Genomic DNA, 22,319 nt, shown 5'->3' with positions numbered 1-22,319 from the left:
GCAAATGCCGGTGCCGCCAATCGCTGTCGCAGGTGATGCCGTTGCTTCCCCTGCGCGCGCCCCTGTGCTAGGCGGGCGCCATGACCGTTCAGCTCACCATCCCCCGCCCCGATGACTGGCATCTGCATCTGCGCGACGGCGCAATGCTGACAGCCGTTCTGCCTGAAACTGCCCGCGATTTTGCCCGCGCAATCATCATGCCGAATCTGGTGCCGCCGGTGGTGACAGGGGATCAGGCCGCAGCCTACCGCGACCGCATTCTGGCCGCCCTGCCCGATGGCATGGCGTTTGAGCCGCTGATGACGCTCTACCTGACTGAGGACACAGATCCGGCGGATGTGGCCGCAGCCCATGGCAGCGGGTTGGTCAAGGCCGTGAAGCTCTACCCGGCCGGGGCGACCACCAATTCCGCCTCTGGCGTCAGTGATTTCGACAAGGTGCGCGGCGTGCTGGAGACAATGGCCGACATCGGCCTGCCGCTCTGCACCCATGGCGAGGTGACGGACCACGACATCGACATCTTCGACCGCGAGGCTGTGTTTATCGACCGGGTGCTGGATCCGATCCGTCGCGCCACCCCCGGTCTGCGTGTGGTGATGGAACATATCACCACCAAGAACGCTGCCGATTATGTGACCAGCCAGGACCAAGACCTTGGCGCGACAATCACCACGCATCACCTGATCATCAACCGCAACCACATTCTGGCTGGCGGCATCAAGCCGCATTATTATTGCCTGCCTGTGGCCAAACGCGAGGAGCACCGTCTGGCCCTGCGCGCGGCTGCGACCTCTGGCGACAAGCGGTTCTTCCTTGGCACGGATTCGGCGCCCCACACCGATCCCAACAAACTCAGCGCCTGCGGCTGTGCCGGCTGTTTCACCGCCCCCAACACCATGCCGCTGCTGGCGCATGTGTTTGAGGAAGACGGCGCGCTGGACAAGCTGGCAGGTTTTGCCTCTGAAAACGGACCGGCCTTCTACCGCCTGCCGGTGAACAGCGCGCGCCTGACGCTGGAAAAACAGGACAGCCCGGTCATCTTCCCCGAGCAGATCAGCACCGAGGAAGGCCCGGTTACCGTCTTTGATCCCGGTTTTGATGTGTTCTGGAAGGTCGCCTGATCTTCTGGCCCCAAATATCCCCGCCGGAGGCTTCTGCCACCGGCGTCTCGCGCCGACCAAAAGGATGATAGAATGATCCCCTCCTCCTACCCCTCCCGCGAAGAAATCGCCCGCCTCTCTGCCCGCATGTTGCTGGAGATCGGCGCGGTGAATTTCAACACAGACACGCCGTATACGCTGGCCTCCGGCCTGCCCTCGCCTAGCTATATCGACTGCCGCAAGCTGATCTCCTTTCCGCGGATCCGCACGACGCTGATGGATTTCCTCACCGTCACGGTGATGCGCAACGCGGGTTTTGAGGCGTTTGACAATATCGCGGGCGGTGAAACGGCCGGCATCCCCTTTGGCGCATTGGTGGCGGAACGCATGGCGCTGCCGATGACCTATGTGCGCAAAAAACCCAAAGGCTATGGCCGCAATGCCCGCATCGAAGGGGTGATGACCGAGGACCAGCGCGTGCTGCTGGTGGAGGACATGACCACCGACGGCGGCTCCAAACTGTCCTTTGTCGATGCGATCCGCGAGACCGGCGCCACCTGCGGGCATACCGCGGTGATTTTCTATTACGACATCTTCCCCGAAACCACCCAGCGCCTCGGCGACCACGGTGTTGAGCTGCATTACCTGTGCACCTGGTGGGATGTCCTGGCCGAAGCCAAGGCGCAGAAGAGCTTTAGCGCCGAAACGCTGGATGAGGTGGAGACATTCCTGAAGGATCCGCGGGCCTGGCAGGAGGCGCATAAATCCGCCTGATCACCCTCTGTGTGACGTGCATCTTATCTGGGGCGGCCTGTGGACAGGGTCGCCCCGAATCAACTTGGAAGCAAGCAGATCAGCGCAGATATAGACAGCTTCCCAGAATGCACCCCATCATATAGACTACTCAGACCCCAACCCGGCTTCTGTAGAAACGACACACAGGTCAGCCTGCGGATATCCACAGGCTGTTCACAGCTTATCCTCAGAGTTTTCCAGATAGCCAGACCGAGCGCCCCGCCGGTATACACAGGCCAAATCACGCAGGCCACATAACGTCGGCCGCAGACGAGAGCAGCGATGAACGATATTACGCCTTTTGATCCCAATCTGCCCGCCGCCCCGGAGCCTGCTGCCAATGGCGAGGCGACCGGCGACGACGCCAGCATCCTGCCGCACTCCGTTGAGGCTGAACAGCAGCTGCTGGGCGCCATCCTGACCAACAACGACGTCTATGATCGCATCGCCTCGATCATAACCTCGGCGCATTTCTACGACCCGGTCCACGCCCGCATCTACGAAATTGCCGCCGCGCGGATCTCCAAGAATGCGCTGGCCTCGCCGGTGACGCTGAAGGCCTTCATGGAGGATGACGAAGGGCTGAAGGAGTTGGGCGGCCCGGCCTATCTGGCCAAGCTGGCGGGCGCATCCATCTCGGCCTTTGCGGTGCGCGACTATGCGCAGATGATCTATGATCTGGCGATCCGGCGGGAACTCATCGCGCTGGGGCGCAGCATTGCGGATAAGGCGCGCCGGGTCGATGTCGCCTCTGAACCCAAGGAACAGATCGTCGAGGCGGAACAGTCGCTTTATAAACTGGCCGAACAGGGCCAGACCGAAAGCGGTTTCAAATCCTTCCTCAAGGCGGTTACCGAAGCGGTCAATGTCACCAACGAGGCCTATCAGCGCGGCGGCGGCATGGCGGGGATTTCCACCGGGCTGGCCGATCTCGACAAACAGCTGGGTGGTCTGCACCCGTCGGACCTTCTGATCCTGGCGGGGCGTCCCTCGATGGGGAAAACCTCGCTTGCGACCAATATCGCCTTCAACGTCGCCAAGGCCTATAAGCGCGGCAAGAAACCGGATGGCACCGAAGGCGCCGTGGATGGCGGCGTCGTTGGCTTCTTCTCACTGGAGATGTCCGCCGAACAGCTGGCGGGCCGTATTCTGGCCGAAGCCTCCGAGATTTCCTCGCATAAGATCCGCCAGGGCGACATGACGGAGGAAGAATTCCGCCGCTTTGTGCAGGCGGCCAAGGATCTTGAGAGCTGCCCGCTGTTCATCGACGACACCCCCGCCCTGCCGATCTCGCAGCTGGCGGCCCGCGCGCGCCGTCTGAAGCGGACCCATGGGCTGGATCTGCTGGTCATCGACTACCTGCAGCTCTGCCGCGGCATGGCCGAGAACCGGGTGAATGAAATCGCGGAGATTTCCATGGGGATGAAGGCCATCGCCAAGGAGTTGAACATCCCGGTGGTTGCCCTCTCCCAGCTGTCACGTCAGGTCGAAAGCCGCGAAGACAAACGTCCGCAGCTGTCGGATCTGCGGGAATCAGGCTCGATCGAGCAGGACGCCGACGTCGTGATGTTCGTGTTCCGCGAGGAATACTATAAGGAACGGGAAAAACCCGGCGATCACGAATTGGACAAGATGGAAGAGTGGAAGCAGGCGATGGAACGCCTGCACGCCAAGGCCGAGGTCATCGTCGGCAAACAGCGTCACGGCCCCATCGGCACGGTTGAGCTGGCCTTTGAGGCGCAGTTCACCCGCTTTGGCAACCTCGCCAAGGCGTGGCAGCAGGATCACGCGCCGGAGTATTGATCCGCGTCGCAGCACCAAGATCGCAGCGCGCCGCCGGGGACACCCGCCAATAGCCCCCGGCGGCTGGACCCGGCGGGGCGCCTTTAAACGCGCCTGTCACCTTTCCACAAATACTCAAAATTCCAGCGCTTGCCCTGCAGGCTGACGGGTGCGGGGGCTGCCCACGCCGCCCGCCGCAACCCCCAGCCTGGGCGCGAAATCCGCCAACCGCCCCCTCGCCGGGGTCGGAATGCGGTTTCCCCCTTGACCCCTGTGCCCCCCGTGTCATGAACAGCGCATGACGACTGCTAGACTGACACTCAATCTGGATGCGCTGGTGACCAACTGGCGCAACCTCGATGCGCTGACCAATTGCGAAACCGCCGCGGTGGTCAAGGCCAACGGCTATGGGCTGGACGCAGGCCGCGTCGGCAAGGCGCTGGCCAATGCCGGTGCGCGCAACTTCTTCGTGGCAATGGCAGAGGAAGGTGTGGCCCTGCGCCGCGCCATCGGCCCCGGCCCCGGCATTTCGGTGTTTGCCGGCCATATGGAGGGCGACGCAAAACTGCTGCGCGATTTCCAACTGACGCCGATGCTGAATTCGCTCGACCAGATGCTGCGCCATTTCGAGAGCCTGCCGGGCCATCCCTTTGGCGTGCAGCTTGATACCGGGATGAACCGTCTCGGCATGGAGGCCGCCGAATGGGCCGCTGTCCGCGACATTGCCCTGAGCCAGGGACCGGTTCTGTTGATGTCGCATCTGGCCTGCGCCGATGAGGCCTCGCACCCGATGAATGACCATCAGCTGCAGACATTTGTACAGATGACAGAAGGTCTGGATCTGCCCCGTTCTCTTGCCGCCACTGGCGGGCTGCTGCTGGGGCGCAACTACCACTTTGACCTGTGTCGTCCGGGCATCGGGCTTTATGGCGGGCAGCCCTATGGCGATGCGCTGCCCGTGGCGCAGCTGGACCTGCCGGTGATCCAGATCCGCAGCCTCGATCCGGGCGAAACCGTGGGCTATGGCAACAGCTGGACAGCGCAGCGCCCCAGCCGCATCGCCACGGTCGCAGCCGGGTATGCCGATGGTCTGCACCGCGCACTGGGCGGCGGCCAGATCCAGGTCTACGCAGGCGACACGCCCTGCCCGGTGGTCGGCCGCGTTTCCATGGATCTGATCACTGTCGATGTCAGCGACCTTGGCGACGATCCCAGCCACCTCAGCATCCTGAACGAGCGCCAGACCGTGGATACGCTGGCACAGGCTGCGGGCACCATCGGCTATGAAATCCTCACCTCTCTCGGCAGCCGCTACGCACGGAGCTATACTGGATGAGCACATCTTCGCGTCTCTCTCCCCTCAGCCTGATTGCGCGGCTGGGACAATTGGTCCTGGCCGGTCTGGGCGCTGTGGGGCGGGTGACGCTCTTTGGTCTGTCCACGTTTAGCCATATGCTGCGGCCGCCCTACTACCCGCGTGAGCTGCTGAATGCGCTGTTGCAGGTGGGCTGGCTGTCGCTGCCGGTGGTGGGCCTCACGGCGATTTTCACCGGGGCGGCGCTGGCCTTGCAGATCTATGCGGGCGGCGCGCGTTTCAACGCCGAGGCAGTAGTACCGCAGATCGTCGCCATCGGGATGGTGCGCGAACTTGGACCGGTGCTGGTTGGTCTTATGATTGCCGCGCGCGTCACCTCCTCCATCGCGGCTGAAATCGCCACGATGAAGGTGACAGAGCAGATCGACGCGCTGGTCACACTGTCCACGCATCCGATGAAATACCTGGTGGCGCCCCGCGTTCTGGCCGCGCTGATCACAGTGCCGGTGCTGGTGGGCGTTGGCGATATTATCGGCATCATGGGCGGCTATGTGGTCGCGACGCAAAATCTGGGCTTCAATCCGGCGGCTTATCTGAAGAACACCGTCGATTTCCTTGAACTGCGCGATATCGTCTCCTCGCTGGTCAAGGGGGCGGCCTTTGGCACCATCGCTGCCACCATGGGCTGCTACTATGGCATGCAATCAGGCCGCGGCGCGCAAGGCGTGGGCCGCGCCACCAAAGGGTCGGTCGAGGCCGCAGCCGTCCTGATCCTTGCTGCCAATTTTGTCCTCACAGGGATTTTCTTCTCGCTATGATCCAGATGAATGACGTCCATAAGGCCTTTGGCGACAACCGGGTCCTGCAAGGCATGACGCTTGAGATCCCCAAGGGCAGCTCGATGGTGATCATTGGTGGCTCCGGCACCGGGAAATCGGTCGCGCTCAAGAGCATTCTGGGGCTGATCAAGCCGGACAGCGGTGAGATCCTGGTTGACGGCAAGCCCGCCGACAGTGGTGACCGCGATAAGTTTCTTGCGCGGTTTGGCATGTTGTTTCAGGGAGCTGCACTGTTTGACTCCCTGCCCGTCTGGCAGAACGTCGCCTTCCGCCTGCTGCGCGGCTCACTAAAGCGCCCGGTGGATGAGGCGCGCGCCATCGCCATTGAAAAACTGCGCCGGGTGGGGCTGAAGGCCGATGTGGCGGACCGCCTGCCCGCAGAACTGTCGGGCGGCATGCAGAAACGTGTCGGGCTTGCCCGCGCCATTGCCGCCGAGCCGGAGATCATCTTTTTCGATGAGCCCACCACCGGCCTTGACCCGATCATGTCCGGCGTGATCAACGACCTGATCCGCGAGATCGTGGTCGAGATGGGCGCCACCGCGATGACCATCACTCACGATATGACCTCTGTCCGGGCCATTGCCGACAATGTGGCGATGCTGCATGGCGGGGTGATCCAATGGACTGGTCCGGTGGCAGATATGGACCAATCGGGCGATCCCTATATGGAGCAATTCATCCACGGCCGCGCAGAGGGGCCGATTGAAGCGGTGCGGTGACAGGCCCGATGGAAGGCTTGCTAGCGCTCCTGTTATTAGCTTCTCCCTTTGTGGCTGCAGCGGTTACAATGTGGCTAGGGATGAAGCTGCAACGAGAGACAGTGCATCAAAAAGTAGGAGTTAGGCTGGTAATTCTGCCACCGATGACGCTGCTTTGGTTCGCTGTTCTATTCTTCATACTAGCAAGCGGTTCCGATCTAAGGCGACATTTGTCGTGGCAGGTTCATTTCGTGACACTTGCCGCATTCCTAGCTGTCGAGTTTTCACTCATCCGCACGATAATAGTCGGCCCATTTCGCCTGCATGCAGCAGGTGCGGCGGCGCTATGCGGTCTAGCTGGGTTTGCCATTTTTACAGCGATCTTTCTCTAAGCTCTCGGTCATCTGGGGTTAAACAGCGCATACTTCCTTTTTGTCCAAGCCCCCCGCTAACCGCATTCAACACGAAGCCAGTGCCTGTTCGCGGTCGTATGCGCAGCGCCCTCCGTTTTACCGCGGGCAAATCTGTGACTTGACGGTGGCGGACGGGCGCTGGCCGGGCCGCAAGCGACCTTGCTGGAAGAAACCTATTGCTTCCCCCTTTCCAATCTAGCCTGAAACGCACAAGTGTTGACCACCGCAAGACAAAGAGCCGCCATGACCCTCCGCCTCCTCACCCTGTCGCTCCTGATCCTCTACCCCGTCGCGTGGTTCGCGCCGCTGATGCGGGCGGGGTTGTTGCCGATCTTTGGCCTCAGCGAGATTTCGGTGATCACCGGGTTGCAGAGCCTTTGGGGCAGCGACGTCATTTTGGCGCTGACGGTCACGGCTTTCGCGATATTCGCGCCTTACCTCAAGACCATCGGGCTGGCGCTGGTCCAATGGGGCCTGCTGGACATGCGGGTACAGCCAGTTCTGCATGTCTTGGGCAAGCTGGCGATGGCGGATGTGTTTCTCATCGCGCTCTATATCACGTTGGCCAAGGGGATTGGCTACGCGACGATTGAGACCGCCTGGGGGCTTTATCTGTTTACGGGCTGTATTCTGGCGTCAATTGTCCTGTCTCTTCTGACTGCGCGCCATCTGCGCCAGCAGGACGACTAGAAACCGGGCGCTGCCCCCGGCTTTCGGCCTGCGCCGGGACATTTATCGCCAGAAGATGTTCTGTGCGCCCTCATCTTCTGGCCCGAAATATCCCGGAGCGCGAGGCAGACCCTCGCATGCCCGGTCTGAAGCGCCGCAGCGCTTGAACAAACCGGAAACATCTGCCACAGCTAGCGCATGGCTAAAACATCCTATTCCTGCTCTGCCTGCGGAGCCTCCTTTTCAAAATGGTCCGGGCGCTGCGATGGCTGCGGCGAGTGGAATTCCATCACTGAAGACAAGGGCCTGTCCAAGGGCGGCCCTGCGTCGAAATCCCTCGGCATGCGGCGGGGCAAAACGATCCCGCTGAGCGATCTGGCAACAGAGGAAACACCGCCGCCGCGCACCTGTTGTGGTGTGGGCGAGCTGGACCGGGTTCTGGGTGGTGGGCTGGTGCCTGCCTCTGCCATTCTGGTCGGCGGGGATCCGGGGATCGGGAAATCGACGCTGTTGTTGCAGGCGGCAGCGCAGTTTGCCCGCTCGGGCCTGAAGACGATCTATGTCAGCGGCGAGGAAGCCAGCGCACAGGTGCGGATGCGCGCGCAGCGCCTTGGATTGGCGGAGGCGCCGGTCAAGCTGGCAGCGGAAACCAACCTGCGCGATATTCTGACCACGCTGGAGGCGGAGCGGCCGCAGCTGGCCATCATCGATTCCATCCAGACCATGTGGGCCGATCATGTCGACAGCGCGCCGGGGTCCGTGAGCCAGGTGCGTGCTGCGGCGCATGAGCTGACCACATTCGCCAAAACCAACGGCATTTCCATCATCATGGTCGGCCATGTCACCAAGGAGGGCCAGATTGCAGGCCCCCGCGTGGTCGAACATATGGTCGATACTGTGCTGTATTTTGAGGGCGAACGCGGGCATCAGTTCCGCATCCTGCGCGCCGTCAAGAACCGCTTTGGCCCCGCAGATGAGATCGGCGTCTTTGAGATGACTGGCGGCGGGTTGAGCGAGGTTCGCAATCCCTCCGCGCTCTTCCTGTCAGAGCGCGGCACCCCCTCGCCCGGGTCGGTGGTGTTTTCCGGTATCGAAGGCACCCGCCCGGTTCTGGTGGAGATGCAGGCGCTTGTTGCACCCTCGCCGCATTCGCAGCCGCGTCGGGCCGTGGTGGGCTGGGACTCCTCGCGCCTGGCGATGATCCTGGCCGTTCTGGAGGCCCGCTGCGGCATCCCGTTTGCGGGGCTTGATGTCTATCTTAATGTTGCCGGTGGGATGAAAATCTCGGAACCGGCGGCGGATCTTGCGGTGGCAGCGGCGCTGCTGAGCGCGCGCGAAGACACCGCGCTGCCCGCAGATACGGTGGTATTCGGAGAAATATCGCTCTCTGGTGCCCTGCGACCGGCCCCTCAGACCGAAAACCGGTTGAAAGAAGCGCAAAAACTTGGTTTCACCGCAGCCATAGCTCCAAGTGGTGGCAAATCCGTCGCGGTCTCCGGACTTGCGGTGCGACAGGCCTCTGATCTCGCCGGTTTTGTTGGCGAGTATTTTGGGGCTGGCTAAAGTCGCAAGAATTCTAATCGCAGGTTAACGGGCGAGGGACATGGAAGGTTTCACCATTATCGACGGGGTCGTGGCCCTTGTCATTGTTGTATCAGCGTTGCTGGCCTATTCGCGCGGATTCGTGCGTGAGGCGATGGCCATCGCTGGTTGGATTGCCGCCGCCATCTTGGCCTTTTTGTTTGCGCCGCAGGTCGAGCCGCTGATGGCCGAGATCCCGGTGATCGGGGAGTTCATCGCGGACAGCTGCGAATTGTCAATCATCGCCGCCTTCGCTGCGGTGTTTGCATTGGCGCTGATTGTGGTGTCGTTCTTCACACCGCTGTTTTCTTCGCTGGTGCAGCGCTCTGCGCTTGGCGGGCTGGATCAGGGCATCGGGTTCTTCTTTGGGGTGCTGCGCGGCATCCTGTTGGTGGCGATTGCCTTCTTCCTCTACAATGTCGTGATGACCGGTCAGAGCTTTACCATCGTGGATGAGAGCCGCTCTGCCGTGGTGTTTGAGCGGATGATCGGCAAGATCGAGGACCGCAACCCCGAGCAGGCGCTTGGCTGGGTCACCACGCAGTATGAGAGCCTGATTGGCGCCTGCGAGAAGTAAGCGCTTACCGCCACCGCTGATCGCGCATCTGCGACAGTGGTACATATGATCATGATTGGAACGGGGCGCCTCTGGCGCCCTTTTTCGTGGCCGGATGGGAAGGGTTGAGGTTTGGCAGGGTTGCAAGCCCCAGCATTGACCACCGGCGCCATCGCCATGTGACCGCTCGCGGCGAGGGCTAAGGCGAGGGCGGAGGTTTTGCACGCGCCACTTGTCCAATGACGACATTCCCAGAGGCAGGCACGTTTACCTTTCCTAACATCAAAAACACTCATTAACACTCTGTTAACCAATTAGAATCGCTATTTTGGGGCATCGGAACGCGTGCTGATCCTCGGGTGACACCGGAACGCAGCCCGATAAAAGTTAACAAATCCTGCGATCCGAGGTGTTTTCGGGCAACAATTTGGTGAATGAGGCAGGATTGACGGCCAAAAACCCCTGAGTTGTCCCAATCGGCCCGATCCTTGCCCCATTTCCGTCCAATTTCGCAGCGCACATTGGTGTCAACAAGACGCCGGACAGAATGTCAGGCATATCGCTCAGAAGGACGACACCATGCTGCTGGACCATTCGACATCGTTTGCTGACTGTCAGCCCGTTGGTCTTCTGCTGGATTTCCCGGCAGCTGTCTCCCCCGCCGCTCCCAGCCGTGCCCGGCCCCGTCCGCGCACTGGTGGTCTGCTGCCGCATGTGATGGTGGAAACGGATCGCGGGTTTGTTCAGGCCCGTGATGTGAAGCCTGGTGACAAGATCTACACACTGGATGGCGGCGCGCAGGAAGTGACCGGCGTCAAACATGCGGTGCCGCGCCTGACCTCCTTGGTGCATGTCCCCGCCGGTGCGCTGGGGAATGATAATGACCTCACCTTGCCTGCGGATCAGAAGGTTGGTCTGGAACTGGCCGCAGTGGAGCGCCTGTTCGACATCCCCACTGCGATGACCAAAGTGGTCTCGCTGATCGGCTACAACGGTATCTCTGCCGCCATGCCGGAGAAGATGGCGCGCATCTATCTCACCTTTGCCGAGGAAGAAATGATCTGGGCCGAATGTGGCATGCTGGTGCATGTGGCAGGTGAGACTGGCGCAGACGACGACGGCGCGTTTCGCATGCTGACACTGACCGAGACGCGTCAGATCCTGGCCAGCGAAGACGGCCGCGCGCTTACCGATGCTGGTAAAGGCGACGCGGATGAGCGCAATGAGGAAAGCGATGACGTGCTTTCCGCCTTTGATATGCTGCGCGGTCTGCTGGCGGCCTGAGGGCGGCCTGAGGGCGCGATCACGATCTGCTTCAGCCATGCTGAGGCCCTGCGTTTTCTAGCCCCGACCATGGCAAGACACCCGACCTGCGACCGCTCGCAGGTCTTTGTCGTTAGAGAGAGCACCAGCAGCCGGGCGGGGTTTTTCACCCCAACTGTCGTGAAACCGTGATCCTTTGGTGACATGGGCGGGCGGACCCTCTATGTGGGGGGCATCCTGACAACCGGATTCGGAGCCACACCGCCTTGCCGATGCCGCAGATGCCCCCCGCCCACCCGTTTGACGATGACAAGCTGCGCGAAGAATGCGGCATCTTTGGCGTCGTCGGCGTCCAGGACGCCTCCAATTTCGTTGCTCTTGGCCTGCACGCCCTGCAACACCGAGGACAGGAGGCCGGCGGCATTGTCACCCACGATCCTGTCGAAGGGTTCCAGAGTGCCCGCCGGTTTGGCTATGTCCGCGACAACTTCACCTCGCAGGATGTGATGTCCACCCTGCCCGGCCCGATTGGGATTGGCCATGTGCGCTACTCCACCGCCGGGTCCAAAGGACAGACCGCGATCCGCGACGTACAGCCGTTTTTTGGCGAGTTTGCCATGGGCGGTGCAGCTATTGCCCACAATGGCAACATCACCAATGCCGATGCCCTGCGCAAAGAGCTGATCGAACGTGGTTCGATCTTTCAGAGCTCATCCGATAGCGAGTGTATCATCCACCTGATGGCGCGCTCCCTGCAGCGCAATATCCCGGAGCGGATGGAAGACGCGCTGCGCCGGGTCGAAGGGGCGTTTTCCGTCGTGGCAATGACCCGCACCAAACTGATCGGCGTGCGGGATCCGCTGGGCGTGCGCCCGCTGGTCCTCGGCAAGATCGGCGATGGCTATGCGCTCAGCTCGGAGACCTGCGCCCTGGACATCATCGGTGCCGAGTTCCTGCGCGAGATTGAACCGGGCGAGATGGTGGTGATCACCGACAAGGGCGTCGAGAGCCATTTCCCGTTCCGCCGCCAAGCGTCCAAATTCTGCATCTTTGAACACGTCTATTTCTCCCGCCCTGATTCGATCCTTGGCGGGCGTTCTGTTTATGAGACCCGCGAAGCAATTGGCCGCGAGCTGGCCAAAGAAAACCCGGTCGAGGCGGATCTGGTCTGCCCCGTTCCCGACAGCGGCACCCCGGCGGCGATTGGCTATTCGCTGCAATCGGGGATCCCCTATGCGATGGGGATCATCCGCAATCAGTACATGGGCCGGACCTTCATCGAGCCAACCGAACAGATCCGCAACATGGGTGTGCGGCTGAAGCTGAACGTGAACCGCGCCCTGATCGAAGGCAAACGCGTGATCCTGGTGGACGATTCCGTTGTGCGCGGCACAACATCGCGCAAAATCAAGGAGATGATCCTGGATGCCGGGGCCAGCGAGGTGCATTTCCGCATCGCCTCTCCGCCAACCGCCTGGCCCTGTTTCTACGGCGTGGACACCCCCGACCGTGACAAGTTGCTGGCGGCAAACATGTCCGAAGATGAGATGGCCAAGCACCTTGCCGTGGACAGTCTGAAGTTCATCTCACTGGACGGGCTTTACCGCGCCGTGGGTCAGGATCAGGGGCGCAACAGCGCCTGCCCGCAGTATTGCGATGCCTGTTTCTCTGGCGAATACCCGGTTGTTCCCACCGATATGGTGGAACGGGGGTTTGAAATGAAAGCCGCAGCAGAGTAAGAGCGCAGCCGATATCAGTTCGACTCATGAGGCGCTGATCACCGGATCGGCGCCTCTTGCCGTTTTGCGACCACCACCGCCCGCCACCGAAAGGCCGACCCTTTGGATCCACATCTCGCCCGCATGCTTGGCTCACAGCGCCAGTGCCGCTGTTGCGGGGCGACCTTTGCCCAGCTCTTGAGCCTCAGCTGTGACCGGCCCGATGTCTGCCCGGAAGATATGTTCGTGCATGACAACACCGCCATCTCTGCTCAGGCCGGTGATGTGCTGACCGAAGATTTTTGCCGCCTTGGCAAACTGCGCTTTGTGCGGGCAGTGCTGGCGGTGCCACTGGCGGATACCCGTGGTGAGGAGTTCATTCTGGGCACTTGGGCGCGGCTGAGCCAGGAGGATTTCGAGGCCTATCTCGACCGGTTCGAGATGCAGGAGACCGAGGATCTGGGCAGCAAACGCGCCTGGCTGGCCAATGCCATCCCACCAGACGGCAGCGAGTCAGTCGAGGCGATGCTGCATATGCGGCCTGAGGGGCAATATCCTGAGCTGCAGATCTCTGAGCCGGATCACCCGCTTTACAATTTGCAGATGGTCGGTGCGCAGCTGGAGGAGCTGCTGGGCCTGCTTTATGCCTATGGCCACGATCTGCCGTCGCTGATCTACGACGCCTGACCCCACTGAAGTTCCCCCCGCTTCCTAGCCTGCTTCCCCCCGCAAACGTTCAAGGGCCTGCGCGCAATTGCGCAGCGTCAGAACAGGCCATGCGCAAGGGCTTGCGCACCAATGGGCGGCCCACCGGCAGTCGCTTGCCACCATGCGCCGCCCCCTCTGTTCGGCGGAAAGCGAAGCTGATAGCCGACCGGCATCCGCCCTGAGCGCACTAGAGAAAGAACCAAGTTACCAGAATGGCAAATCGTGATAGCGGCAAGACCCCGGCGAATGTTGCAGGTCATGCCACCCAGAAAGACGCCTTGCGCCGCAACCGCCTCAGCCTGTTGGGACTGTTTGGCGCCAGCAACAACCTCAGCGCCATGGTGCGCATGCCCAGTGGGCGCACGCAGGTGGTGACCCGTGGCAGCCGACTGTCTGGCGGTGAGGTCATTGCGATTGATGCCGACGGTCTGATCCTGCAGAAAAACGGCAAAGCTGCGCGGATCGAGATGCCCGGCAGCTGACCTGCCTTGGTGTCGGCAAAAGGACTGACGGAGGGCTGACGGGGTACTGGGACGGAGGCTGCGCCGCTTTGGCCCCTTGACCCGCGTCACGCCGCACCGCACAAGGCGCCCATGACACAGAAACTTGCTCTCATCACCGGGGCCTCTCGGGGTCTGGGCGCCGCCCTCGCAGAGGCACTGGCGCCGACGCATCACATCGTTGCCGTGGCCCGCACCACCGGCGCGCTGGAAGAGCTGGACGACCGGATCAAATCCGTCGGCGGTTCTGCCACATTGGCCCCGATGGACATCACTGTCCCCGAGGCTATGGCGACGCTCTGCCGCGGCATCCACGACCGTTGGGGGCAGCTGGATCTCTGGCTGCACACCGCGATCCACGCTGCGCCTCTAAGCCCGGCCAATTTCGTCGCTGCGAAGGATTGGCAGAAATCCATGGCGATCAATGCCACAGCGACCTCCGTGCTGATCCCCTATGTGGCGCCGCTGCTGGGGCAAACCGGTCAGGCCGTGTTCTTTGAGGATCCTCGCGCGGGCGAGAAGTTCTTTGGCGCCTATGGTGCCACCAAGGCGGCCCAGATGTCGCTGGCCAACAGCTGGCAGATTGAGACCGCAAAGACCGGCCCAAAGGTACAGGTGCTGACGCCGCAGCCCATGGCTACCGCTGTCCGTGCCCGGTTTTTCCCCGGCGAGGATCGCGACGCGCTGGCCAGCCCGCAGCAGGAAGCCGCCCGGTTGTTGCCCCAGATCCTGACCGCCGCCGACTGACCAAACGCTGCCCATCGGCTGCATGACGCCCAACGGCAATGCAGACGCGCGATATTCCGCCGACCGGTGCCCGACAGGGGCGCCGGTCGCCTTGGTTTCAGGGCCGGGCGGCAAACCTGTGGCCTCTGTGCCGCAGGGGCCGTCACCGGGCAGCTTGCGCGCGGTCACAGCGGGGAAACTCTTGCCCCCTTTTGCCCCACATCTTATTCAGGTCGGACATGCGGATCGGCGTGACCGCGCCCGAGATACAGCCCGCCAGAGCCAGACGAGAGGCCCAGTTCATGCGAATTCTGATCACCAACGACGATGGCATCAGCGCCCCCGGTCTGGCGGTTCTGGAGCAGATCGCCCGCGACGTGGCAGGGCCCGACGGCGAGGTCTGGACCGTCGCGCCCGCGTTTGAACAGTCAGGCGTCGGCCATTGCATCAGCTACACCCGCCCCTTCATGCTCAGCCAGCTGGGCGAGCGCCGCTTTGCCGCCGAAGGATCGCCTGCGGACTGCGTGCTGGCAGGGCTGCATGTGGTGATGAAGGATCAACTGCCGGATCTGGTGTTGTCGGGCGTGAACCGGGGCAACAATTCGGCTGAGAACGCGCTCTATTCCGGCACCTTGGGTGGCGCGATGGAGGCAGCATTGCAGGGCATCCCCGCGATGGGACTGTCGCAGTATTTTGGGCCAGAAAACAACCAGCTGAACAACCCGTTTGAAGCCGCCGCCCAGCACGGCGCCGATCTCATCTGCTCAATCCTTGACACACAACCCAAGGAAGACGCGGATTACCGGTTGTTTTACAACATAAATTTCCCGCCCGTTCCTGCGGAGGATGTCAAAGGGCGACGGATCGCACCGCAGGGATTTCGGCGTGGCAGCCATTTCTCCGCTGAGGAGCAGACCTCTCCCAACGGGCGGCGCTACCTGTGGATCCGGGGCGGCAATCAGCATATCGCCACCGCCGAGGGCACGGATGCAGCACAAAATCTGGCGGGCTATATCTCGGTCACACCGATGCGGGCTGATCTGACGGCGACGGACGCGCTGGAGCGCCTGAAGGGCATTGAATGAGCGAGCCGACTGCCGAAACCAAGATGCAGTTTCTGTTTGCCCTGCGCTCACGCGGGGTGACGGATGCGCAGGTGCTGGACGCGATGGAACAGATCGATCGCGGCCCCTTTGTGCGGGGGCTGTTTTCGGCGCGCGCCTATGAGGACATGCCGCTGCCGATTGCCTGCGGGCAGACCATTTCGCAGCCTTCAGTCGTGGGGCTGATGACTCAGGCTTTGCAGATTTCACCCCGCGACACGGTTCTGGAGGTCGGCACCGGGTCCGGCTATCAGGCGGCGATCCTGAGCAAGCTGGCGCGGCGTGTCTATACCGTGGACCGTCATGCCCGGCTGGTGCGGGAGGCGCGGCAGATTTTTGACCAGCTGCATCTGTCCAATATCACCTCGCTGGTGGGGGATGGCAGCCACGGGCTGCCGGAGCAGGCGCCCTTTGATCGAATCATCGTGACCGCCGCTGCCGAGGATCCGCCCGGCCCGCTCTTGGCGCAGCTGAAGACCGGCGGTATCATGGTGGTGCCCGTGGGGCAGTCGGACACCGTACAGACCCTGATCCGTGTTCAAAAAACCGCCAGCGGTCTGGAATACGACGAATTGCGCCCGGTGCGTTTTGTTCCCCTGCTTGAGGGGATCGGCAAAGACACGTAAGGGAGAGGCAAGACCTGCCCTCCCCCAAAGTTCGGGAAGATCCCGAGCCGGATCACGTGGCTGGCCGACGGACTATTGGCAAGCCCCAGGGATAATGGGGGCCCGCAAGACGGGAACGGCGTTCTGAGGAGAGCGAAATGACAGTGACTGACCCCACCCGCCGCGATCGCGCGACAGGCCGCAAGGTGCTGATGGCGTTGCCTCTGGTGGCCGTGCTGGCCGCTTGCGAGGCGCCGCTTGACTATGATCTGCGCGGCCAGATCGGTGCTTTCAACACCACCAAGGCGGCACAAACCGCCACCACCAGCCGTCCGAAACCGGATTCCAGTGGGCTGATCACCTACCCGTCCTATCAGGTGGCCGTGGCCCGACGCGGCGATACGCTGAATGACGTGGCTGGCCGCATTGGTCTGCCCGCCAGCGAATTGGCCCGTTTCAACGGCATGAAGACGGACGATCCGCTGCGCCAGGGCGAAATCATCGCCCTGCCCCGCCGGGCACCTGGCACCGCTTCAAACAGCACAGGCGGTGTAGATATCGCCTCGCTGGCGGGGGATGCTATCGACAGTGCCCCCTCTACCACGCCAAATGCAGCAAGCACCGTCAACACCACACCGCTGGCGCCGCAGCCTCCGGGGAGCAAGCCGCAGGTGCAGAGCGGGCCGGAGCCGGTGCGCCACAAGGTGAAACGCGGCGAGACAGCCTATACCGTGTCGCGGCTCTATCAGGTGCCAGTAAAGGCACTGGCGGAATGGAACGGTCTCGGCAGCGATTTTGCCATTCGTGAAGGCCAGTTCCTGCTGATCCCGCTGAAGGACCGTCCGGCACCGCGCAAGGAAGCCTCCGCAGCAACAGCAACAGCCGTGCCCGCTGTCGCAACCGTCACGGCCCCCGGTGAGGGCACCAGCACGCCCACCCCACCCAGCGCGACCAAGCCGCTGCCGCAGGAAACCGTTGCCCCCGCCGCTGAAGCTCCCAAGGATCTGCCAAAGGTAGAAGTTCCCGCCCCCACCCGCAGCGCCAGCAGCGCGATGAGTTACCCGGTCAAGGGCAAGATCACCCGCACCTATGCCAAGGGCAAGAACGACGGCATTGATATTGCGGGGGCTGCGGGCGCGCCGGTACAGGCCGCCGATGGCGGCACCGTCGCGGCGATCACCAAGGATTCAAACAATATCCCGATCATCGTGATCCGCCATGACGCCAAGCTGCTGACGGTCTATGCCAATGTCGACAAAATCGCAGTGAACAAAGGCGACACGGTATCACGCGGCCAGACGATTGCTGCGCTGCGTGACGGGCCGTCGGCCTATGTGCATTTTGAGGTTCGCAACGGCTTCGAAAGCGTTGATCCCCTGCCCTATCTGCAGTGACGTCGCCCCCGTACACCGGACCATAAGAAACGGCGCCCGGGAGACCCCTGAGCGCCGTTTTTCCATTTGATGTCCGGTGGGGTCGTTCCAAAGCCGCGCGCGGCCTTCTCAGGTGACTTTCACACCGTGCCGACCGGCGAGATCGGTGAAGAACTGCCAGGCCACCCGCCCCGAACGCGCGCCACGTGTGGCTTGCCATTCAATTGCCTCGGCGCGCAGCTCCTGCTCCGCAACCTCTACACCGTAGGCTGTGCAATAGCCTGAAATCATGGTGAGATATTCGTCTTGATCGCAAGGGTGGAAACCGAGCCACAGCCCGAACCGATCCGAGAGCGAGACCTTTTCCTCAACCGCTTCGGAGGGGTTGATGGCGCTGGAACGCTCGTTTTCGATCATATCGCGCGGCATCAGGTGGCGACGGTTGGAGGTGGCGTAGAACAGCACATTATCAGGGCGCCCTTCGATGCCGCCATCCAGCACCGCTTTCAGGCTTTTGTAGTGCTGATCATCATGGCCAAAGGAGAGGTCATCACAGAACAGGATAAAGCGCTCAGGCGCGGCGCGCAGATGGTTCAGAAGCCGTGCCACCGAGGGCAGATCCTCGCGTTGCAATTCCACCAGTTTGAGCGCCGGAAACTCCGGTGATAACTGGCCGTGAATCGCCTTCACCAGGCTGGATTTCCCCATGCCACGGGCGCCCCATAGAAGCGCGTTGTTCGCCCCGAACCCGGAGGCAAAGCGACGGGTGTTGTCCAGCAGTGTGTCCCGCGCGCGATCAATCCCCAAGAGCAGGTCCAGATCAACGCGGCTGACGCTTCTCACAGGCTCCAGCCGGTCCGGCGCGACATGCCAGACAAAGGCCGACGCCGCAGCAAAATCCGGTGCCTTCAACGGTGCGGGCGCCATCCGCTCCAGCGCATCCGCGATGCGGGTCAGGCTTGTCTCATCCATAATCGGGGCCTCCGGTTATCTGGCTTGGGGGCGCAACCCTCTGTGGGATCAGCTGTCCCGCGGCTCAATCATATCCACGCGGGTGGCGTGGCGACCGCCTTCGAACTCAGCATTGAGGAAGGCATCAACAATCTCAATCGCCAGGCTGTCACCAACCACACGCGCCCCGATGGAGAGCATATTGGCGTTGTTGTGCTGGCGGATCATCTTGGCAGAGAAGGTTTCGGAGCAGACGCCGCAACGGATGCCCTTCACCTTGTTTGCGGCCATCATGATGCCCTGACCGGTGCCGCAAAGAATGATCCCGAGGTCGCAATCGCCCGAGGCCACACGCTCCGCCGCGGCTGCGCCGTGCTTGGGGTAATGGGTGCTCTCCGGGGTGGTGGGGCCAATATCGACGACCTCCCAGCCGTTGGCGGCAATGTGGTCCGCGATGGCCTGGCGCAGCTCAATCGCGGCGTGGTCGCTGGAAAGCACAACGCGGGTCGGTTTTTTCTGGTCCATGGGAGTCTCCGTCGGTGGGTTACCGGGGTCAAAGCATGTTCAGGCTGCGCGGGCAAGAGGGCAGCCGCCAAAGCAAAAAGGCGCGCCGTTTCCAGCGCGCCTTTTGTCATCCGTTCCGGTAGGGATTACTTGGCCTTACCGTCGTCCTGATCATCATCTTCAAACTCGGCCATCAGAGGATCATCTTCGGGATGCATATCCATTTCCTCGCCGAGATCATCGTCGTCGTCATAGTAACCTTCGGCGCGCAACTTCGCCTCGCGGGTTTTCTCAACCCGGCGCACCAGAAGGATCGACACCTCATAAAGACCATAGACCACCGAAAACAGGATCCCTTGCGTGATCACATCCGGCGGGGTCACAAGAGCTGCCAATACAAGGATGGCGACAACCGCATATTTGCGCACGCTCCCCAGCCCGTCAGCACTGACCAGACCGGCCTTCCCCATCAGGGTCAGAAGCACCGGCAGCTGAAAGCACAGGCCAAAGGCCATGATGAATTTCAGCGTGATATCCAGCGACTCGTTCACCTTGCCAAAGAAGGTGATCCGCACCCCTTCGGTGGTTTCCGGCACCACGGCGGCATCGGCAGGCAGGCTGCTGACCGCGCCAGACAGAAGGTTGGCAAAGATCGACGACACATCGGCAAAGCCAAGGAAGAAAGCCATCGCCAGCGGTGTCACCACGAAATGCGCAAAGCTCGCCCCCAAGAGGAACATCACCGGCGAGGCGATGAGGAAGGGCAAAAACGCGTTCTTCTCAGTCTTGTAGAGACCCGGCGCCACAAAGCGCCAGAGCTGAAAGCCAATGACCGGGAACGACAGTGCAAAGCCAAACACCATGGAGATGCGGAACAGCGTGAACAGGTATTCCTGCGGGCTGGTGTATTGCAGTGTCGGTGCGGGATCGCCCAGATTGCGCAGGGTTTCCTCAATCGGGCCCAGCAGGAATTGCAGGATCGGTTCTGCAACAGTGAAGGCCAGCACGATCCCCACGATGAACGCGCCCACCGCCCGGATCAGGCGGGTGCGCAATTCGGCCAAATGCTCAATCAGCGGCGCTGTGCTGTCGTCGATGTCTTCAGACGCGCTCATGTCTTGGTCTCACTTTCCGGCGTTGTCGGCGTGTCCGAAGCTGCCAAAGCTGCCTCCGCCTCAGCCGCTTTGGCCTGCGCTTCAGCGGCCTCGCGCGCCTTGCGGTCTGCCGCGGCACGGGCGGTGGCAGCCTGGATTTTCTTGGCATCTTCTGCCCGTTCAGCCGCCAGTTTCCCGGTTTCGCTGTCGGGGTCGAATTTGGTCGGGTCGATTGACTTTGCCATATCCTGTGCCGCCTGTTTGACGCCATCCATTGCAGTATTGACCGGGTTGGCCGCCGCCTTCAGCCCCTTGGCCATGTCATTGACGCCCGCCTCATCGGCAGCGTCATTCATGGCCCGGCTGAACTCGCGCGCCATGCCCTTGGCCTTACCCACGAACCGCCCGACGTTGCGGAACAAAACCGGCAGGTCCTTGGGCCCGACAACAATCAGCGCCACAACGCCGATGACCATGAGTTCGGTCCACCCAAGATCAAACATCGCCGCTTAGACCTTGTCTTTTTCGGTCTCGGGGGTCACGTCGCGCGCGGCCTCTGCGGAGTTGTCTTCTTCCAGTTCCTTGGTGCTGTCGTTGACGCCTTTCTTGAAGGCGGTGATGCCTTTGCCCACTTCGCCCATCAGCGACGAAATCTTGCCGCGGCCAAACAGGACCAGCACGACAACGGCGATGAGCAGCAGGCCCGGAAGGCCGATATTGTTAAGCATGAGAGGGTCTCCTTCTGCGTGCGGACCGGGGGATGGCCCGCAGATGTCATTTGATGACGGTTTTACGCCCCCACCCCGGCGCGGCAAAGATCTGAGCTGCATGGGCGGCATCGGAAACTGACAAAAAAGCAGTTTTATACGAGGCGACGCAATTCAACTGACAGGTTTATGTCAGTTGAGGGGCGCTATTGCCAGTGTATCACACCGAAAAGGAGACAAGTGATGGACAAACATGTGGCAGAGATCGTGACCTTTCACCTGGCTGAGGGCGTCAAGACAGCGGAATTTGTGGCGCTGATGCAGCGCACAGAGGGGTTTGTGCGCGCGCAATCCGGCTTTCTGCATCGTCAGCTGACCCAGGGTGCAGATGGCAGTTGGACCGACTATGTGGTCTGGCAGGATATGGCGACAGCAAAGGAGGTCGCACAAAGCTTCATGACGCAGGAGTTCTCGGCAGAGGTAATGGCGGCAATCGCGCCCGATACGGCCAAGATGCGTCATGAGGAGGTCCTTTGGTCCATGGCCAGCTAGGGTCAGATAACTTACAGGCTCAAGGGGCGGAGGGTGGTCTTGACCTCCTCCCCGCCCCGTATAAAGGCTAGGACATGCGCCGCACCGACCGCCTGTTCGACATTATCCAGATCCTGCGCGATGGAAAACTGCACCGCGCGCAGGACATTGCCGCACGGCTGGAGGTCTCGACCCGCACAATCTACCGCGACATGGACACGCTGGTCGCCAGCGGTGTGCCGGTCGAGGGTGCCCGCGGCGTGGGCTACATGGTGCGCGAGGCGATCACCCTGCCGCCCCTCACACTCACCAGCGAGGAGCTGGAGGCGCTGAACCTTGGCATGGCGATTGTCGCTGAGGCTGCCGATCCGGATCTGAAGGCCGCCGCCGAAAGTCTGGCCGCCAAGGTGGATGCGGTTCTGCCCGAGGGTACCATTGCCGAAGCTGATGCGTGGAAATTTGCAGTCTACCCCTTCGCCGACGCAGCGCGAGGGTTTACCCAGATGCCGACGCTGCGCGCAGCAATCAAGGCGCGCCAAAAGCTGCATCTCACCTACAGACGTATTGATGACACGCTGACCGAGCGGGTCATCCGCCCGTTGCATATGGAATACTGGGGCCGGGTCTGGACCCTCACCGCCTGGTGCGAGGCACGTGAGGATTTCAGGGTGTTTCGGGTAGACCTCATCGAGGCCGCCGAGCCCCTGCCGGAGTTGTTCGTGGATGAACCGGGCAAGCGCCTGATGGATTATCAGCCCTATGCCGACACGCCCGCGCCGAACTGA

Annotated in this window: 24 protein-coding genes; 19 read left to right on the top strand and 5 right to left on the bottom strand. The window is 61.8% G+C overall.

What is annotated here, in order from left to right; translation table 11 throughout:
* The first annotated feature begins 80 nt into the window (after positions 1-80).
* From pyrC to OO25_RS00350, 17 genes are all read left to right on the top strand, one after another.
* The gene (gene pyrC / locus OO25_RS00435) at positions 81-1,121 is read left to right on the top strand and encodes a dihydroorotase (RefSeq protein ID WP_040177960.1); all 1,041 of its coding nucleotides are present in this window, start codon (positions 81-83) and stop codon (positions 1,119-1,121) included.
* A 72-nt stretch (positions 1,122-1,193) separates the two neighbouring features.
* Positions 1,194-1,874 carry an orotate phosphoribosyltransferase gene (locus tag OO25_RS00430; RefSeq protein WP_040172919.1) on the top strand — a complete coding sequence of 227 codons (681 nt, stop codon included), beginning with the start codon at positions 1,194-1,196 and terminating at the stop codon, positions 1,872-1,874.
* 303 nt (positions 1,875-2,177) lie between these two features.
* Entirely contained in the window at positions 2,178-3,698 is a 1,521-nt protein-coding gene (locus OO25_RS00425) for a replicative DNA helicase (protein ID WP_040177959.1), read from the top strand.
* 277 nt (positions 3,699-3,975) lie between these two features.
* Positions 3,976-5,013, top strand: coding sequence for an alanine racemase (gene alr / locus OO25_RS00420; protein WP_040177958.1), 1,038 nt, complete (start codon positions 3,976-3,978; stop codon positions 5,011-5,013).
* Positions 5,010-5,810: an ABC transporter permease gene (locus OO25_RS00415; RefSeq protein WP_027247608.1), complete on the top strand. Its 801-nt coding sequence runs from the start codon at positions 5,010-5,012 to the stop codon at positions 5,808-5,810. The genes alr and OO25_RS00415 overlap by 4 nt, the downstream gene beginning before the upstream one ends.
* Positions 5,807-6,553: an ABC transporter ATP-binding protein gene (locus tag OO25_RS00410; protein ID WP_040177957.1), complete on the top strand. Its 747-nt coding sequence runs from the start codon at positions 5,807-5,809 to the stop codon at positions 6,551-6,553. Before OO25_RS00415 ends, OO25_RS00410 begins: the two co-directional genes overlap by 4 nt.
* A gap of 635 nt (positions 6,554-7,188) precedes the next feature.
* Positions 7,189-7,635 (top strand): paraquat-inducible protein A, encoded by a 447-nt coding sequence (locus OO25_RS00400; protein WP_040177956.1) that lies wholly within the window; start codon positions 7,189-7,191, stop codon positions 7,633-7,635.
* A 177-nt stretch (positions 7,636-7,812) separates the two neighbouring features.
* Positions 7,813-9,177, top strand: coding sequence for a DNA repair protein RadA (gene radA / locus OO25_RS00395; protein ID WP_040172902.1), 1,365 nt, complete (start codon positions 7,813-7,815; stop codon positions 9,175-9,177).
* A gap of 40 nt (positions 9,178-9,217) precedes the next feature.
* Entirely contained in the window at positions 9,218-9,772 is a 555-nt protein-coding gene (locus tag OO25_RS00390; RefSeq protein WP_040172899.1) for a CvpA family protein, read from the top strand.
* Positions 9,773-10,330: 558 nt separating this feature from the next.
* Positions 10,331-11,035 (top strand): Hint domain-containing protein, encoded by a 705-nt coding sequence (locus OO25_RS00385; RefSeq protein ID WP_040172897.1) that lies wholly within the window; start codon positions 10,331-10,333, stop codon positions 11,033-11,035.
* Between the two features lie 260 nt (positions 11,036-11,295).
* Positions 11,296-12,753 carry an amidophosphoribosyltransferase gene (gene purF, locus OO25_RS00380; protein WP_040173288.1) on the top strand — a complete coding sequence of 486 codons (1,458 nt, stop codon included), beginning with the start codon at positions 11,296-11,298 and terminating at the stop codon, positions 12,751-12,753.
* A gap of 123 nt (positions 12,754-12,876) precedes the next feature.
* The gene (locus OO25_RS00375) at positions 12,877-13,419 is read left to right on the top strand and encodes a DUF2199 domain-containing protein (protein ID WP_014874195.1); all 543 of its coding nucleotides are present in this window, start codon (positions 12,877-12,879) and stop codon (positions 13,417-13,419) included.
* A 233-nt stretch (positions 13,420-13,652) separates the two neighbouring features.
* Positions 13,653-13,922 (top strand): hypothetical protein, encoded by a 270-nt coding sequence (locus tag OO25_RS00370; RefSeq protein ID WP_014874194.1) that lies wholly within the window; start codon positions 13,653-13,655, stop codon positions 13,920-13,922.
* A 111-nt stretch (positions 13,923-14,033) separates the two neighbouring features.
* Complete coding sequence (locus OO25_RS00365) at positions 14,034-14,687, top strand: SDR family oxidoreductase (protein ID WP_040172891.1); 654 nt, start codon at positions 14,034-14,036, stop codon at positions 14,685-14,687.
* A 281-nt stretch (positions 14,688-14,968) separates the two neighbouring features.
* The gene (gene surE, locus OO25_RS00360) at positions 14,969-15,751 is read left to right on the top strand and encodes a 5'/3'-nucleotidase SurE (RefSeq protein WP_040177954.1); all 783 of its coding nucleotides are present in this window, start codon (positions 14,969-14,971) and stop codon (positions 15,749-15,751) included.
* Positions 15,748-16,395 (top strand): protein-L-isoaspartate(D-aspartate) O-methyltransferase, encoded by a 648-nt coding sequence (locus tag OO25_RS00355; RefSeq protein ID WP_014874191.1) that lies wholly within the window; start codon positions 15,748-15,750, stop codon positions 16,393-16,395. Before surE ends, OO25_RS00355 begins: the two co-directional genes overlap by 4 nt.
* 137 nt (positions 16,396-16,532) lie before the next feature.
* The gene (locus OO25_RS00350) at positions 16,533-17,768 is read left to right on the top strand and encodes a peptidoglycan DD-metalloendopeptidase family protein (RefSeq protein ID WP_040177953.1); all 1,236 of its coding nucleotides are present in this window, start codon (positions 16,533-16,535) and stop codon (positions 17,766-17,768) included.
* Positions 17,769-17,876: 108 nt separating this feature from the next.
* Here OO25_RS00350 and OO25_RS00345 read toward each other — a convergent pair whose 3' ends face one another.
* The 5 genes from OO25_RS00345 to tatA all read right to left on the bottom strand — a co-directional run bounded on the left by OO25_RS00345 (position 17,877) and on the right by tatA (position 21,024).
* Positions 17,877-18,719, bottom strand: a complete 843-nt coding sequence (locus tag OO25_RS00345; RefSeq protein ID WP_040177951.1) for an ATP-binding protein — start codon at positions 18,717-18,719, stop codon at positions 17,877-17,879.
* 48 nt (positions 18,720-18,767) lie between these two features.
* Entirely contained in the window at positions 18,768-19,223 is a 456-nt protein-coding gene (gene rpiB / locus OO25_RS00340; RefSeq protein WP_040177949.1) for a ribose 5-phosphate isomerase B, read from the bottom strand.
* A gap of 125 nt (positions 19,224-19,348) precedes the next feature.
* Entirely contained in the window at positions 19,349-20,317 is a 969-nt protein-coding gene (locus OO25_RS00335) for a twin-arginine translocase subunit TatC (RefSeq protein ID WP_040177947.1), read from the bottom strand.
* Positions 20,314-20,799 (bottom strand): Sec-independent protein translocase protein TatB, encoded by a 486-nt coding sequence (gene tatB, locus OO25_RS00330; RefSeq protein ID WP_040172881.1) that lies wholly within the window; start codon positions 20,797-20,799, stop codon positions 20,314-20,316. Before tatB ends, OO25_RS00335 begins: the two co-directional genes overlap by 4 nt.
* A gap of 6 nt (positions 20,800-20,805) precedes the next feature.
* Positions 20,806-21,024, bottom strand: coding sequence for a twin-arginine translocase TatA/TatE family subunit (gene tatA / locus OO25_RS00325; protein ID WP_040172879.1), 219 nt, complete (start codon positions 21,022-21,024; stop codon positions 20,806-20,808).
* Positions 21,025-21,246: 222 nt separating this feature from the next.
* On the opposite strand from tatA, the gene OO25_RS00320 reads away from it, so the two are divergent.
* Positions 21,247-21,555 carry a hypothetical protein gene (locus OO25_RS00320; RefSeq protein ID WP_040177946.1) on the top strand — a complete coding sequence of 103 codons (309 nt, stop codon included), beginning with the start codon at positions 21,247-21,249 and terminating at the stop codon, positions 21,553-21,555.
* Positions 21,556-21,629: 74 nt separating this feature from the next.
* Complete coding sequence (locus tag OO25_RS00315; RefSeq protein WP_040177945.1) at positions 21,630-22,319, top strand: YafY family protein; 690 nt, start codon at positions 21,630-21,632, stop codon at positions 22,317-22,319.

Origin of the sequence: Phaeobacter sp. S60 (assembly GCF_000826845.1) — a bacterium.
GTDB classification, from domain to species: Bacteria; Pseudomonadota; Alphaproteobacteria; order Rhodobacterales; family Rhodobacteraceae; genus Phaeobacter; species Phaeobacter piscinae.
This window is presented reverse-complemented; position numbering and strand designations above follow the sequence as displayed.